The 14,549-nt window shown below is 67.9% G+C and carries 12 protein-coding genes; 8 read left to right on the top strand and 4 right to left on the bottom strand.

What is annotated here, in order from left to right; translation table 11 throughout:
* Positions 1-96: 96 nt before the first annotated feature.
* The 3 genes from FV218_RS00565 to FV218_RS00555 form a co-directional block, all read right to left on the bottom strand.
* Positions 97-630: a hypothetical protein gene (locus tag FV218_RS00565; protein WP_147708304.1), complete on the bottom strand. Its 534-nt coding sequence runs from the start codon at positions 628-630 to the stop codon at positions 97-99.
* A complete protein-coding gene (locus FV218_RS00560) occupies positions 627-2,270 on the bottom strand; it encodes an anti-phage dCTP deaminase (protein ID WP_147708303.1) in 1,644 nt (547 codons plus the stop codon). Before FV218_RS00560 ends, FV218_RS00565 begins: the two co-directional genes overlap by 4 nt.
* A 479-nt stretch (positions 2,271-2,749) precedes the next feature.
* Positions 2,750-3,490: a DNA-binding protein gene (locus FV218_RS00555; RefSeq protein WP_147708302.1), complete on the bottom strand. Its 741-nt coding sequence runs from the start codon at positions 3,488-3,490 to the stop codon at positions 2,750-2,752.
* 376 nt (positions 3,491-3,866) lie between these two features.
* Here FV218_RS00555 and FV218_RS00550 point away from each other — a divergent pair, with 376 nt between their 5' ends.
* The 5 genes from FV218_RS00550 (at position 3,867) to FV218_RS00530 (ending at position 9,875) form a co-directional block, all read left to right on the top strand.
* Positions 3,867-4,712 (top strand): metallophosphoesterase, encoded by an 846-nt coding sequence (locus FV218_RS00550; RefSeq protein ID WP_147708301.1) that lies wholly within the window; start codon positions 3,867-3,869, stop codon positions 4,710-4,712.
* Positions 4,709-5,056: a hypothetical protein gene (locus tag FV218_RS00545; protein WP_147708300.1), complete on the top strand. Its 348-nt coding sequence runs from the start codon at positions 4,709-4,711 to the stop codon at positions 5,054-5,056. The genes FV218_RS00550 and FV218_RS00545 overlap by 4 nt, the downstream gene beginning before the upstream one ends.
* A gap of 379 nt (positions 5,057-5,435) precedes the next feature.
* Complete coding sequence (locus FV218_RS00540; RefSeq protein WP_147708299.1) at positions 5,436-7,430, top strand: AAA family ATPase; 1,995 nt, start codon at positions 5,436-5,438, stop codon at positions 7,428-7,430.
* 948 nt (positions 7,431-8,378) lie between these two features.
* A complete protein-coding gene (locus FV218_RS00535; RefSeq protein WP_147708298.1) occupies positions 8,379-8,681 on the top strand; it encodes a helix-turn-helix domain-containing protein in 303 nt (100 codons plus the stop codon).
* Positions 8,682-8,882: 201 nt separating this feature from the next.
* Positions 8,883-9,875, top strand: coding sequence for a tyrosine-type recombinase/integrase (locus tag FV218_RS00530; protein WP_187272917.1), 993 nt, complete (start codon positions 8,883-8,885; stop codon positions 9,873-9,875).
* Positions 9,876-10,067: 192 nt separating this feature from the next.
* On the opposite strand, the gene FV218_RS00525 is transcribed toward FV218_RS00530, so the two are convergent.
* Entirely contained in the window at positions 10,068-10,316 is a 249-nt protein-coding gene (locus FV218_RS00525; protein ID WP_147708296.1) for a hypothetical protein, read from the bottom strand.
* Positions 10,317-12,218: 1,902 nt separating this feature from the next.
* Between FV218_RS00525 and FV218_RS00520 the strand changes: the two genes are divergently transcribed.
* The 3 genes from FV218_RS00520 to FV218_RS00510 all read left to right on the top strand — a co-directional run bounded on the left by FV218_RS00520 (position 12,219) and on the right by FV218_RS00510 (position 14,425).
* Entirely contained in the window at positions 12,219-12,686 is a 468-nt protein-coding gene (locus FV218_RS00520) for a hypothetical protein (RefSeq protein WP_147708295.1), read from the top strand.
* 303 nt (positions 12,687-12,989) lie between these two features.
* On the top strand, positions 12,990-13,751 hold the full coding sequence (locus tag FV218_RS00515; protein ID WP_187272916.1) for a hypothetical protein: 762 nt from the start codon (positions 12,990-12,992) through the stop codon (positions 13,749-13,751).
* Positions 13,751-14,425 (top strand): RES family NAD+ phosphorylase, encoded by a 675-nt coding sequence (locus tag FV218_RS00510; RefSeq protein WP_147708294.1) that lies wholly within the window; start codon positions 13,751-13,753, stop codon positions 14,423-14,425. Before FV218_RS00515 ends, FV218_RS00510 begins: the two co-directional genes overlap by 1 nt.
* Positions 14,426-14,549 lie beyond the last annotated feature (124 nt).

Here is a 14,549-nt window from a genome sequence, read left to right as displayed (position 1 = left end):
AGGTCGCGGGCGGCCCATGGTCCCAAGACGGGACCGTGGGCCGTGCCGCCTCGCCGGACCGCAGCGTGTCGGGGAAGGCCGCCGCGGCCTTGGGGATCAGCTGGAAAGGCCGGGGACCCCTTCCAGGGTCTCGACACGCCAGTGGACCGGTCGGCCGGCCTCCGAGTGGCGCAGGGCCTCGTCGAGGACCTCCACGTCCGTGCGCCCGTGAAGGAGCACGGCGAGACAGGTCGCGTTCCGGTCCGACGGCCGCGCGAACGTCGTCAGGACGTCCATCGCCATGCCACGCACCCGCCAGCGTCCGCCCTGGTCGCTCGGGGGCCTCAGGTCGATGTGCCTGTGGACGTAGTGGGAGCACGTGTTCTCGAACAGGCTGAACGCCCTCTGGCGGCTGAGGGCGTTCAGGTCGAAGTAGGGATAGGCCCGCGCATCGAGCACGACGGCCGGCTTGGCCTGACTGAAGACGCGGGCGAAAACCTCCCCGTGCAGGTCCGCCATCGGAAAGCAGATCACGCGCTGGACGGGGCGGAAATCGAAGAGGGACAGCTGCTCCTGATGCGCCCGCGACGCGACGGCGGGGGCCTCGTCACGGGCCGTCCCGGCCACGAGACGAAGGTGCGGATGGCTCATGCTGGGCGAATCCCGAGGTCCCGTTCGAGGTCGGTATAGCGTAGCTTGAAGAGGTCGGACGGGCCACCCCAGTCCGGTTCGCCCATGGCGAAATTCCCGGTCACCTTGTCCTTGTAGTCACGGTCCTTGAGGAACACCCTCGCGTACATCCGGGGCGCGACGCCGACGAAGGGCCTGAAGAGAACCTTCGGCCGGGGCTTCGCGGCCTCGCGCGGCGCCGCTCGCTCGCGCGGGGATTCATGCCGGAAACGGGACGGAGGTTCCCAATCCTCCGACACGGTGGTGATCGCGTCGCAATGCAGGTCGAGCGCCCGGCTCTTCGGGTAGGGCTCGATGTACTGGACCTCGTCGATCCCCGCCGAGACGATATGCCGGGCGCAGTAATGGCAGGGGAACGCGCTGACGAAGAGCCGCGTGCCGCGCGGCGAGACGCCCGTCCGGGCGGCGGAGAGGATCGCATCCATCTCGGCGTGGACGGCACGGCTGAACTCGATCAGGCCGCCGAGCCGCGTGCGCCGGAGCTCGGCGACGACCACGGACCTCTCCCGGCCCGCGAGCAGCATGGGGTACGCCACGAGCAACGCGTCGATGATGGCGTTCTGTTCCCGGTTGCTGCTGCAGTACCGGTCCGGCCTGAAGGCGCATCGCTCGTCGTCCCCGGGCTCGAAGGCCTCGCCGTAGACCCCTCCCCCGGCCTTCGGCACCTCGTTCGTCCCGGTCGCGACGACGTTGCCCTGCGCGTCGACCAGGGCCGCGCCGACCTGGCGCGAGAGGCACGCGCTCTTGAGCTGCGCCGAATGGGCCTGATGCATCGCCGTCTCGGCGACGTTCGGCCGGATGACCTCGCTCAGGGTCAGGAGCCGGACCAGGCGTCGGAGCGGCTCGTTCATGGCCGTGTTGTTCGGGTCGTCCTCGGCGTCCTTGGAATTGTCGACGAAGAAATCCGCCTCGTGGAACGTGTCCACGACGTGCTGGCCGTGCTTCTCGGGGGCGTCGGCATCGCGGTCCATGAAGGCGGAGATCGCCGCCTTCGTGGCCTGCGTCTGGCGATCGTCGAGGCTGTAGAGCTCCGTCCGCAGCCTCCGGCTTCGCTTCTCCGGGTCGCACACGACGCCGACGAGCGTGAACGCGTCCTGATAGAGACGGCGGAGGAGGTGCGCTTCCGCCGGGTGCCGCAGGGAGTCGATGATGTAGGCTCGGGGCCTGCCGTCGAGCTCGCCCTCCGGCTGGCCGCTCGCCTTGGCGCGGACCGCCCTGATCTCGCCGACCACGGCCCTTGCCACGGCCGCGTTGTCACGCGTGGCCAGGCGCATGGCATCGCCGTGGTCCTGCATGTCGACGATGCCTTCGAGGGTCTTGCGCGCCCCGTCGCCGGCGATCGCACGCCCCTCGGCGCGCCCCCACGCCTTTATGGCCGAGCTCGCCTTCACGACATGGACCTCGTGGCGGGAGGCGCCCGCCTCCTCCAGGAACTGCTTGATGATCTTCGCCGCCCGTCCGGCCCCGGCCCCGACGGGCCCGACCACGGCGATGAACAGCTCGTTTCCCCGCGACCGTCTCAGGACTTCCTGACTGGTCTCACCGGCGTGCCCGAGCTTCGCGGCCGCGGCCGGGCGAGCGACAACGACACCATCGACCATCTTGACCCGCCTCGCCGCCACCGAATTCGACCGGCACCGAAGGCGCTCGATGCAACCATACGTTCGGAGCCCATCGCCGATATACGCTTCCTCGACGAACGTACATGTCCCGAGGTGGACGGCGACAAACGACCTGTTGACCATGAAACGCGCAGGGGCGGGCAAGGCGGTCGCTCGATGAGGGCGGCAGGACCGACCGAAGCATCCGCATGCCGGCTCCGTCCGAACGAGGCGGCAAGCATCATCCCTAGGTTTCCCCGCGGGCGATCCCGCCGAGATGGCGGGGTTCGCGCCGACAGGCTTCACCTAAGCATCTCCCGTGCTCGCCAAGCACGTTCAGCTTCTCGCAACGCGTCTCCACTTCGGGCGGCCCGCGATGGGGAAGCGCATTCCGACACACGCGTTACGGCAGCCTTGCGAGAGCGCCAGGCAGTCGGGATTTCCCTCTCGACGGGAGCGCTGGATGGCCATGCCCGAGCCTAGGTCTCGCCGTGGCCGATCGCTGCGAGACCGCGAGCCTCGCGCTGATAGGTCAGGTCGTAGTTCCGGACGAAGAACTTCCCGTGATGCACACGCACGTCCATCTTCTTGCGTAGCGTTTCCACGTCGAGAGGTTCGCGATGGAGCCGCGCCCCCCGGCGCGTCGATTGCCGCAGCCTCGGAAGGATCTCCTCGACCGTCATGACCCCGCGCGGGGGGATGAGCGCGAAGACCTCGCGCATCACGCGGTCCCAGAACTCCTCCGCCCGGATGTGGTCGAGGCGCCTGCGCACGCGCTCGACCTCCGCCACGAGCTTCGCGTTCTCGTCGCGTAGCCGGACGACCTCCTCCTCCCGGAGCCTACCGGTCGCCTCGTTCCTTTCCAACCTGGCGCCCGCCTCCCGCAGCAGCCCGTCGGTGGCGACCCGCTCAGCCTCCGCCAGCCTGTGCCGATCGGCGAGCCGGGCCGTCGCCTCGACCATCGCCGACGCCCAGACCCTCTCGGCGAACTCGATCAGCCCCGCCTGCATCGCCTCCGGCAACAGCTTGAGGTCGAGCCGCGGCTTGTACGCGTTCGCCGCCTTCCAATCCCGCACGTGCAGCATGACCGCCCCACGGGCCATGGCTCGAAAGGGGGGCTTGCCCGTCATGTCGTCGATGACCGCCTGGACGCTCACGTCGTCCCTGCCCTTCGAGCCGAGCCGGTCGCAGACCTTCCAGACCCTCTCCCGCGGCGTCATCGCGAACCCCTCCGAACCGAAGGATAGATTGGACGGACCTTGGTTAAGCACCCCCTGAAAATCCGGGGAACGGGAACGGGGAACGTTCCTCGTTCCCGTTCCCCACGGAGTCGCCGTCCACGCACCGCCGGGGGATTCCCGTTAACCAACGGTCAACCATGTTCCGAGCGGCCGGCTTGACCCCAGGCCCTCCCCCGCCCACCTGGGCTCCCATGACGAACGCGTTTGCCCGCACCCGAATGAAAGCCCCGCAGGCCGCATAACGGCCTGCGCCCGACGGCGCGCGCACCAGGCCCGATGGGCCGACCGAGGGTGAAAACCCCGGGCATCGTCATCACCACGGCCTCGAAAACCGTGGGCATCGGAGGGCCGCGACATGCGCCTCTGGACCCTTTCCGACCTACACCAGGAACGCGCGACCAACGCCTGGGACCCGGCGGCGCACGCGCCGGCCGGGGGCTTCGACGTGGTCGTCATCGCCGGCGACGTGCACGTCCCGCTCGTGCGCTCGCTCGAATGGATCGCCGAACGTTTCCTCGGGGTCCCGGTCGTGTACGTGCCGGGCAACCACGACTTCTGGTGGGACCGTGGCGAGGACCGATACACCCTTTCCGACCAGGTCTCGCGCGGGCGGGCGGCCGCCGATCGCCTCGGTGTCCACCTGCTGATGGATGCCGCCGTCACGATCGGCGACATCCACTTCGTCGGGTCGACCCTGTGGACCGATTTCCGCCTCGGCGCCTTCGGCCTGCTCCACGGCCTGCGGTCGGCCGGCGGGCGCGAGGGCATGAACGATTATCGCCGGATCCGCACCGGGCCGACCTCCCGGCACCGCATCCAGCCCGAGGACGTGCTGCGCCTGCACCGCGCGAGCCGGCCCTTCGTCCAAGGTGCGATCCGGCCGGCGCCGGAGCGCACCGTCGTCGTCTCGCACCATGCGCCGAGCCGACGGAGCCTGCCCCCGCAGCCGGACCTGGCGTGGTGCTACGCCAGCGACCTCGAAGACGTCATCGAGGCGTCCCGCCCGACCCTCTGGATCCATGGGCATGTCCACCGGCACGCCGATTACGAGCTGTTCGATACCCGCATCGTCTGCAACGCCCGGGGCCATACCGACGAGGAGGCGGGCTTCATTTCCGACCTCGTCGTCGAGGTCCCCCGACCGCGGCACGATGCGGCATCCCTCACGCCCTCGACCGAAAAGGAAGGATCCGACCGATGATCAGCGTCCACGACGACCTCCATCTCGCGGTGGAATTCATCAACAGGGCCGCAGTCCTTCGCGACGAGCTGGGCATCGCGGCTTACCGCAAGGCCATGCACCAGGCCCTCGTCGCCCTCGGCGACACCGTGATCGCGGAGGCGGAGCGCATGGCCGGAACCTCCGCCCGTGCCAGGGCCCCGAGCGGCGTCGTGGTGCCGTTCGGCAGGACGTCGCGGGCGGTCCGACGCCAGGGGGACACGCCCGATACGGACGGGTCCAAACGACGGTCGGGCCCAGACGGATCCTTCCACCCGGCCGCCATGACGGGCCCGGACCCACTCAGCAGTCGGGCGGTCGCGTAAGGTCTTCCGATCCGCCTCGACTTGGCTTCGTCCCCGTTATCCACCGAAGTTCTTAAAACTACCCGTCTCTGCACTTTCGTCTTGACGCGGATTACTTCGATCTCGTAGTATCTACCTATCGCCGATCAGGCGACCTACGCTCCCGCCGTCGGCCGGAGCCCATCCCGCCCTCGGAGCTGATGCTCGGGCGGACCCGCCCCCAGAGGCACACCATGACCCTTCGCCCCCACGCGCCGAAACGCGCGCCCCGGCCTGTCCCCAGGCCGGCCCGGTCCGTCGGCATCGCCGCCCGGCCGCGCCCTCCCCGCACGACCCCCATTCCCCACGAGGCCTGACCGGCGCCGCGATCGCGGCCGGCTGCCTCGCCCCGGAGGCAGCCATGTCGAATTCCCTCATCGCCCATGCCAAGCGCGTCGCCGCCCAGGCCGCCCTCGATTTCAACGAGGAACACCACCCCGCGGACGACGCCGATACCGTCTACGTCCGGGCCGGTCTCGCCGGTTGCCGGGACGCCCGGGAAGCACTGCCTGTTGCGGCCCTGCTCGACGCCCTCGGCCCGGCGGGCCTGCGGCGCATCCGGGAGGAGGAGGGCCTCGCCGTCGTCGTCGAGGTGCCGGGTCCCGATTGGTCGACGAAGATCCAGATGGCGCTCGGCGACCTAGCTGCCTTCGCACAGGTCATCGTCAGGACCGGCGCCAGGCAGGACCGCCCGACCGAGGGCAACGGGACGGTCGCATCCGCGCTGTCGCGGGGTGCCAGTATCGCAGGCGTCTGCCACGCTCCGGCCCGTTACCTACCGGCCACCCTCGTCCAGGCCGCCGACCTGGTCGTCCGCATCGGGCCGCCGTCGAATCGGGTCGTCGCCGACGTGATCAAGGCGGTGACCGGCAAGCGGGCACGCCGGCTGCCGCCCGCCGTCGCCGCCGGCCTCTCGTTCGACGACATCACCGCGTCGATCAGGATGGGCACCTCGCCGGCGACCTGCATCGCACGGCTCCAGGCTTCCGCCCGCGCCCTCTCGGGCGGCGACGCGCTCGGCGAGGACGTCCCTGACCTTGCCTCTCTCTACGGCTACGGAGCTGCGATGTCGTTCGCCCTCGCGCTCGTGCGCGACCTCGACGAATGGCGAGCCGGACGTCTGGAATTCTCCCAGATCTCCAAGAACTGCACGCTGTACTCGGAACCTGGCCTTGGTAAGTCCAGCCTCATCCGCAGTCTCGCAAAGGCGGCTCGGGTCCCGCTTGTCTCGGCGAGCGTAGCCGAACTCTTCACCTCGTCTTCCGGTCATCTGGACGGCGTGCTCAAGGCGTGGGAGGCGAAGGTCGCGCAAGCCGCCGCTATAGCACCTAGTATTCTGTTCCTAGACGAAATAGACAGTATTCCTAACAGAGCAACCATGGATAATCGTGCTAGAGATTGGTGGAGTCCATTCGTTAACTCAGTGCTTGCAAGTATTGACTCAACGACATCCGATATAACCTCGAAGGTTATTGTAATCGGGGCGACAAACCACATCAATATGCTTGACGCGGCCCTGATCCGTCCGGGCCGGCTTCATCCGGTGATCCGGATCGACCGGCCGGACAAGGATGCCCTCGTGGGGATCATGCGACAGCACCTTGGGATCGACCTCCAGGAGGCCGACCTCTCCGGCGTCGCCCAACTCGGTGCCGGGTCTACCGGTGCCGAGGTGACCGCTTGGATCAAGACCGCGCGCTCGCTCGCCCGCGCCGAAGGCCGTCGCATGGTCCTTGGCGACCTCATCGCGCAGGTGGCCCCGGCCGAGACGCGCACCCCCGCGGAGGTCCGGGCCATCGCCACCCACGAGGCGGCGCATTGCGTCTGCGCGGCGAGGCTCCACGTCGCGTCGATGACCTCGGTCACGATCGCGGACCGCAAGTCGAGCGAGGGGGCCGCGCGGGGGATCATGACCCCGAGGGCGTTCCTCACGAAGACGCAACTTGAGAACGTCGCCGTGGTAGCCCTCGCCGGCCGCGCGATGGACGCCCTCGTCGGGGCGCCCCACACCGGGGCGGGCGGCGGTCGCGGCTCCGACCTGGACCGCGCGACGGGGATCGTGGTGTCGCTGCACACGGAGTTCGGCCTCGGCGACCACCTCGCCTACCGCGGCGGCAACGCCGAGGACGCCATGCGCACGGACCCGGCACTGCGCCGCACGGTCGAGGCCGACCTGCTTCGGCTCTACGCACAGGCGACCGATCTCGTCCGGGAGAACAGGGGGGTGATCGAGGTCCTGGCGAACCGGCTCGTCGAGGCCCGGGTGCTCTCGGGCGATGAGATCCGCACGATCATCGAGGCCGGGTCCACCGCAAGGGGCCGCCGACGCCGGGGAGGCCACCATGCCGCCCGTTGATCCCGACCGCGACGGCAGGGGTAACCTCGGAGCCCACGGCGTCGCGACGCGATGCAAAATCAGGGTCGATGACAGCCGTCCCGACGACACCGCCGCGCCCGGTGTTCGGAGCCGATGTTCCTGGCCGGGCGAGGCCACCGACCGTCCGGAGTGGCGATCGGCGGCCTCGCAATGCAAATAAGGCGCCTCGGAGCTAAAAAAGCAGTCGCGGTTTGCCCGGTTTTCCGGTGTCCGCCGCGATCCATGGATCGAAGGATCGGCGCAGAAAATCCCGTCTCAATGGATTCAAGGGCTTAGGGCCAGGGAATCGGACGGCCTCGGACCTCGGTTTGAGCGGCGGGAATGCCCGAACTAAGGATAAAGTTGTCTATCCTTCGATTTCGGAAAAGACCTTCAATAACAAAGGTTTACGCGATACTATGATCGCCGATTCGACGCCTGGTCGAGGCCCTTGCATTCCTGTCAAGGCCCTGTAGCAGGGCCTGGCGGCACGGGGCTCCCGGCCGGCGCATACGGCGCAAGGGGAGAACGAGGATGTAGGACGAACCATCGAACCCAAGGCCCGATCCCAGGCGAGCGAAAGCCCCGCCGGCGGACCAACGGGGCTTTCGTCTGCAGAGCAGTCGATCACGGCGCACGGTTACGAAGCGACCGCCGTGATCGAGGGCAGGCTGACCGAACAGGACTGCGCACCCTCTTTAGAGGGTCACCGAATCCGGGTCAATCCCGGCTGCGGGCGGACGACCCATGCCGGTCGCCCTCCCGTGGGGATCGCCAGGCCTCGTTCAGACGGGGCCGGGGACGATCCGGTGAAGGCCCGCCGCGCGCCACGACGAAGCGACGTGTGCGGCGGGTCCGGTGAAACAGCCCCGCAGGGGCAAGCAAGGAAGACCGAACATGTACGCGAGTGAAAGCCGCGCCCCCGAGCGGGAGTGCGATCGGGGAGCCATGCCCGGCGGATGGCACGCCGGCGTCGAGATCGTCTTCGAGATCGGCAAGGCGTTCAAGCTGCCGGAAGTGGCCGAGACGCTCGGGATCAGCCTGCGCCAGGTCCAGGGCCACGTCACAGACGGCACGCTGGTGGCCGTGAACGTCGGCCGCGGGATCGTGCGGCGCGATCTCCGGGTGATGGAGGAGGCCATCGAGGACTTCGCCCGCAGCCGGAAGGTGGCCCCCCGGGGCATCCCCCCGAGGCTGTCCGCCCGCGCGCCCCGGCGCATCGCCGTCCGCAACCGAAACGGAGGGATCTGAGCCATGGCGACGAGGAAGCAGCAGCCGGAGCCCGAGCTCACCCGCGAGCGCAAGGGCAGCCCCTACCGGCACTACGACTTCAAGGTCGGCGGGTTCCGCCACTGCGGATCGACCAAGCGGAAGAAGGATGACATCGCGGGTGCGGAGAGGGTCGCCAGGGCCCTCCGCAACAGGCTCCTCGACGAGGAGGCGGCCCGGCGCGTGGCTCCCGCTCCCGATCCCGACGACATCGACATGACCTGGGAGGAGGCGGTGGCGTCGTACCGCGACAACGCCGGCGACTACCCCTCCTACGTCGGCGAGAGACCGTATTTCGCATGGCTCAAGGTCAGGATCGGCGACCTGTCCGTACGGGCGATCGACAACGCCAAGCTCGCCGAGCTCATCGCCGAGCGACGGAAGAAGCGGCGGTTCGACCGTCCCAACCTCGGCAGGATCTCGAACGCCGCCGTGAACAACAGCGTGACGCACATGATCCAGAAGGTGCTGCGGCACGCCAAGGTCAGAGGGGTGTCGCTGCGAAGGGAGCCCCACTACAAGGACCACCTCCTGAGCGTGGCGCCGCGCGAACGCGAGATGGTGATCGACGAGGAGATGATCCTCGAAGGCATCCGTCCCGATGTATGGCCGTACGTCAGGTTCGTCCTGGAGACCGGCCTTCGAAAGAGGGCGTCGCTGATCGAGAAGAAGCAGGTGCACTGGCGGCAGGGCGTGATCCATGTCGTCGGGAAGGGTGGCAAGTTCCAGCAGGTGGAAATCACCCCCGAGGTCGCGGAGATCCTCAAGGCCGAATGGCACAAGCATCCGACCCACGTGTTCACCTTCCGGATGACGCGGGACGGCAGGCATCCCGTCACCAAGCAAATGCGCATCGAGGGGGAATGTGTCCCGCTGTCTTACAACAGCATCACCGAGATCTGGCGTAACATCTGTGATCGCGCCGGTGTGACCGACCTTCGCATCCATGACATCCGCAAGACCACGGGCGCGCGGATCGTCAGGACGACGGGGGACCTCAAGGCGGCCTCGAAGGTGCTGAACCACTCCGACATCTCGACGACGGCAAGGCACTACGCGTACATCACCACCGACGATATCCGTCGGCGTCTGGCCCAGACGGCTGCGGAAACCCGCAGGCTCAGGGACGCGTGGACGCCCGGACCGAACGATGGTTCGGAGCCGCACCCGGGCTGAGAGACCGTCAAGGAACGACGATGAAACGCAAAACGCCCGGCGAGTTCTCTCGCCGGGCGTTTTGCCATTCGCAACGCAGCCCGATCCATGATCTGACCACCCCCCTCTCCGTCCGTGCCTCACCACCGAGGGGACCGGACGGTCCATTGGCCCGCCCCCCCATTGAAGTGGTTCATCGCCGAGTTTGATGGATCAGGCTGCGAGCAGGAGGCGACGGCGCAGGAGGTCGAGCTTGGCGCGGCCGTACATGGAGCGATTCAGCAGCTTGAGGCGATCGGCCTGGCCTTCGGCTTGCCCACAGCAACAGCACATGTAGAGGCCGGCGCGGTCGGCGGCCCCATCCTGCCCGCGACTGGTGGCGAAGCCCTCGACCACCCGCTCGCCGCCCGTGAGGGCCTCGCCCGACCACGCGCCGAAGGCGGGGATTGTGCCGGGCTCCACCCACGCGCCGCCGTGGCGACCGCCGCTGCAGCCTCTTGGTAGAGTTCGCCCGGATCGCGAAAGAGGTGCCGGGATAGCTGCTTCGGTGGGGGACAGCGGCGGGGGCGACGCCGGAGCGGCCGTCCGGGCATGGGGCAGCGTCCGGTAACGCCCGGCCGTGGTCCTGACCGGACGCGTACGTCCCTCGCCCGGCCGGTGCTGGATCTGCTTCACGGTGCCGTGGAAGCCGGGCTCCCGGAGCTTGCGCCGGAGCCGCACGGCGCTCTCGCAGCCTTCAGCGAGGCCGGCGTGGGAATGATCGAGACGGGGGTCAAGGTGGCCGCGCCCCGGTCCGGGCCGGCCGTGGCGCGGGAAGCGTTCGGCGAACGCGCACCTGCGCACCGTGCCGCGGGCCGGTCTCGCGGTTGATCTATCGCAGCGACTGTCCGGCCGCCCGGCGGCGGCAGACGTCGTAGAGCCTCTCCCACCGCTCGGCCGCCGCGGCGCGGGCGAGCGCCTGCGTGTGGGCCAGCGAGTAGGCTTTGATCCGGCGGGTCGAGGGAAACGGGGTCTAGATTGGCGGCAGCTGCTCCCGACGGGGATGGACGCGGTCAAACCAGCGCCCGACCATCTGCCGTGCGTCGAACAGGAGGTGCCACCGATCGACGACCTGCACGGCTTCAGGCGCGCCCAGCGTGGTGCGGCGGGCGTACTCGGTCGAGCGGTCGCGCTCCACAAGCCGGCCCCCCGGGGCTCGCGGCGGAGCCAGGCCGCCGAGGTCTCGGCCGAGCGATCGGGCAGCAGGTCGATGGGCTGTGGACGTTCGATATCGACTACGTTGGTGCCATAGGTCGGGCCATTGCGCAGCGCCCAGTCATCGACGCCGACGATGCAGGGTGGAACCGCGTTCGGCGGCGGCAGTCGCCGGATCGTTCGCAACATCGCCCGGGCAAGCGACGGTGTGAATGCTTTTCCATTCGGCATCCTTTTACGTGCCCCGCGGCGGTCGTCGGAGGCCCGGATCGTGCGTTGGGATTGCGTGACTTTTGCGTGACCCCAGGTGCTTTTCGGTGCCGTTCCATGCTTTTAAACGCGATGCCGGACCCGCGTCACACGGTGGGCAACCAGGGTGTTACCCATGGAACCTGCGGCCAAAATTCTGGCTAAGCGCCTCATCCAATTGGTCTTTTCCACCTCGTTCGGAGCACCGGACTGGTGGATCGATAATTATCGATCGAAGAGCGATTAAAACCCAACATGGAGCAATCCATTATGTGGTTCAAGAATTCACCAGTAATTTGAATATCTTAGCGCAATATAGAATGGCTGCGTGATTTTTGCGGGACTCGTGGCTCGTGATCGACCACCTGACCCTCAAAGCATTCCACGTCGTCTGCATCCGCTTTCCGGGCCCGACGACGCAAACGTTGGATGGTCTTGAAAGCCATCACACGCATCGATCGCGACCGTCGTGACGGTCCCCCCGTCTCCAAGTGCGATCGCCCAACTGGAATGGTCTCGTGGTGGGGCCTGACGGCACGTCCGGATCGATGTCGCACAGGGGCCAGGCGCTCGACCCGACACGCTCCAGCGGGTCCCGAACACCAACGTCTCATCGCCCATCGAATGGCCGATCCTCAGGGGCCGGCCGTACCCCGCCCCCACAAAGCCTCCCGGCGACAGCTTGCTGTCGTCATCACGCCGGAATGGCGCATTCAGGTCAGAATAATGACTGCATGCTGTCGTGACAGCATGCAGTCATTTCATCCCACCCCGAAGCGATCCGTCAACGGGATCTCAACGCCGTGCTGTCATGACAGCACGGCGCATCAGTCCGGGATCGAACATCGCATGCCGAAAGCGAGACCAAGATCGCGCAACGAAAAGGTGATGGTTTACCTGGCGCCCGCCACGAGGCGCCTCATGGCCGTGGCGGCGGCCGAGCGGAGGCTCAAGATCAGCACCGTCTACGAAGAAGCGGCCACGGAATATCTCAAGTCGCGGCCACCGGGGGCGACGAAGTCCGATGACGCCATGACGGCTCCGCTCACCCAATCCAAGGACGTCTGGCCGGAGGGCGCCGCAGCCGCAATCCTGAAGAAGCTCGATAACTGCCAGCACTTCATCCAGGAGATCAATGCGAACACCGCCGGCCTCATTCCGATGGTCGATGCGCGGGCCCTCGCCGTCGTCATCGCCGCCCTGGCGAAGGCCGGCCAAGAAGGCATTGGCACGCCGGAAGTCCGCACGTTGCTGAACCGCTCGGCCTTCACCAACATCAAGACAACCATCGTGCGCGACGTCCTCGTCCGGGCGGGGGTGGCCAGTTATGCCGACGGGCGTTTGTTCATGACGGACGTCGGCGCCGCAACGATCGATCGGCCCGTATGATCCCGGGGAAGGCGCCTGAGCCTCCCCCGACGCACCCGCGGGCATCGCCAAGGCAGGGATTAGTTCACGCCCTGCCGGCACGGCCCCGTGGAAGCCTTGGCCGACCGCTCGATCCCCGGGCGGCATGACCAGATCGATCGGGCCCAGCCCGCCTCATGAACCGCCCCCGGTGCAACCACGGCCAATGGCATGCGTACACATCCCCATGCCGGGGGTGGCGGCGATACCGTGGTTCCCTCCTCGCCTTTTCGGCCTATAATCGCTATATGACCAGTCATAGATATCGAAAGTAGGATTTCTGCGATGGTGGCGACGCCGATCGGCAAGGGTGGGGTCCGTGAGGGCGTGCACGGTCGTGTCCGACAGGGTCTCCATGCCTCCGCGACACTCGACGCGATCGCCGAGGACGCGACCCATGTCACCGTCGATGTCTCCGTCCACGGAGGACTTGCCGACATCGGCCCGCTCCACAGGGTCGTTGTGGCATCACTCAAGCCCTCGGGGACCAACGCGACCAAGGCGACGACGAAGGCCGTGCATTCGGCTCTCAGGAGCGCCGCGGCCGACTTCCTGGGGCGCGCCTTCGCGAACGAGTTCAGGAAGGTCGTCGACGCCTATCGCGTCATGTTGCGAGAGAGCCTCGTCAAGGGGGAGGACCCGGCGCTCAAGGCGGCGCTCAACCGCGCACGGCTCCAGGAGCGCATCCTGGCCGATACGTCGATGGTCGAGCAGGCGGAGGCGTGCACGCTGCTCGGGTTGTCGACGGCCAATCCGTCGGCCACGATGAAGCGGAAGGAGGACGGTCACGAGGTCCTGCGGTTCACGACCGATGGCCGGGCCGTCTACCCGCTCTTCCAGTTCGACGTGGAGGGCCGCCGGCTGCACCCGGCCATGGCGCAGCTGATCGCGAGGAAGCCGAAGGGGTGGAGCGATTTCCGCCTCCTCCACTGGTTGACCCGGCCTCATCTCGACATGGACGGAACCCCGGCCGAGGCGCTCGGGACCGACGCGCAAGGCGTCCTCGCGGCGTTCGAGCGCGAGATCGACCCCCCGGTGCATGGCTGATGAGGTTCGACCTCGCGATACCCGACCCGTCGACGATGCGGGTGGGGAAGGAGGCCTACGTCGACCTGCGCACGGGGACCGAACTCCATCGCATCCACCCGACCGCATTCCTACCCGAACAGTTCAACGACACCGCCAGGGGCAACGCACGCTTCTCCCCGATACGGGATACGGCCGGCGTCATCATCCCGACGATCTATGGCGCCGAAAGCTTCGAGTGCGCGGCCTGCGAGATCATCCTCCGCTGCCCCGACGTGCCGCCCGTCGCGCCCACCGCGGGTCCCGCACGCCTGCAAATCGTCTTTCCCAGGGATTTCTCCGGGCATAGCCACAGCGTCGTGCGGACGACGGTCGACCTGCATCTCGTCGATCTCACCGGGGCCGGACAGCGGCAGGTCGGGATCGACAGGAACGCCCTCGTGACGGGTCCGACGAGCACCTACCCGAGGACCCGCGGCTGGGCCGAGCACGTGCATACAGGATGCCCCGGAGCCCACGGGCTGTACTACAGCTCCGTGCAATGGAGCCCGCACTTCGCCGTCGTCCTGTTCGGGGACAGGCTACCCGCCGGGGCATTGACGCCGGCATCCACCCGCCCCGTGGCCGACCCTGCGTGCCATGACGACGTCCGCGTCCTCGCGGCACGCCTGTCCATCGACTACGAGGACGTCTGAACCGCCTCCCGCCCAGGTCGGCGGACGGCACGCATGCAATCGTCAGCCTCCGCCACCGGACCACGTGGAAGTCCGGCTTCGACCGCACACGGTACGTCCGGTTCCCCCGCGGAGCGGCGGGGCA

Origin of the sequence: Methylobacterium sp. WL69 (assembly GCF_008039485.1) — a bacterium.
In the GTDB taxonomy this organism is placed as follows: domain Bacteria; phylum Pseudomonadota; class Alphaproteobacteria; order Rhizobiales; family Beijerinckiaceae; genus Methylobacterium.
This window is presented reverse-complemented; position numbering and strand designations above follow the sequence as displayed.

What these genes read in the sequence shown, in the direction of transcription:
- FV218_RS00565 (WP_147708304.1), bottom strand. Translation starts at nt 630, where the DNA reads ATGAGCCATCCGCACCTTCGTCTCGTGGCCGGGACGGCCCGTGACGAG.
- FV218_RS00560 (WP_147708303.1), bottom strand. Translation starts at nt 2,270, where the DNA reads ATGGTCGATGGTGTCGTTGTCGCTCGCCCGGCCGCGGCCGCGAAGCTC.
- FV218_RS00555 (WP_147708302.1), bottom strand. Translation starts at nt 3,490, where the DNA reads ATGACGCCGCGGGAGAGGGTCTGGAAGGTCTGCGACCGGCTCGGCTCG.
- FV218_RS00550 (WP_147708301.1), top strand. Translation starts at nt 3,867, where the DNA reads ATGCGCCTCTGGACCCTTTCCGACCTACACCAGGAACGCGCGACCAAC.
- FV218_RS00545 (WP_147708300.1), top strand. Translation starts at nt 4,709, where the DNA reads ATGATCAGCGTCCACGACGACCTCCATCTCGCGGTGGAATTCATCAAC.
- FV218_RS00540 (WP_147708299.1), top strand. Translation starts at nt 5,436, where the DNA reads ATGTCGAATTCCCTCATCGCCCATGCCAAGCGCGTCGCCGCCCAGGCC.
- FV218_RS00535 (WP_147708298.1), top strand. Translation starts at nt 8,379, where the DNA reads ATGCCCGGCGGATGGCACGCCGGCGTCGAGATCGTCTTCGAGATCGGC.
- FV218_RS00520 (WP_147708295.1), top strand. Translation starts at nt 12,219, where the DNA reads ATGGCCGTGGCGGCGGCCGAGCGGAGGCTCAAGATCAGCACCGTCTAC.
- FV218_RS00515 (WP_187272916.1), top strand. Translation starts at nt 12,990, where the DNA reads ATGGTGGCGACGCCGATCGGCAAGGGTGGGGTCCGTGAGGGCGTGCAC.
- FV218_RS00510 (WP_147708294.1), top strand. Translation starts at nt 13,751, where the DNA reads ATGAGGTTCGACCTCGCGATACCCGACCCGTCGACGATGCGGGTGGGG.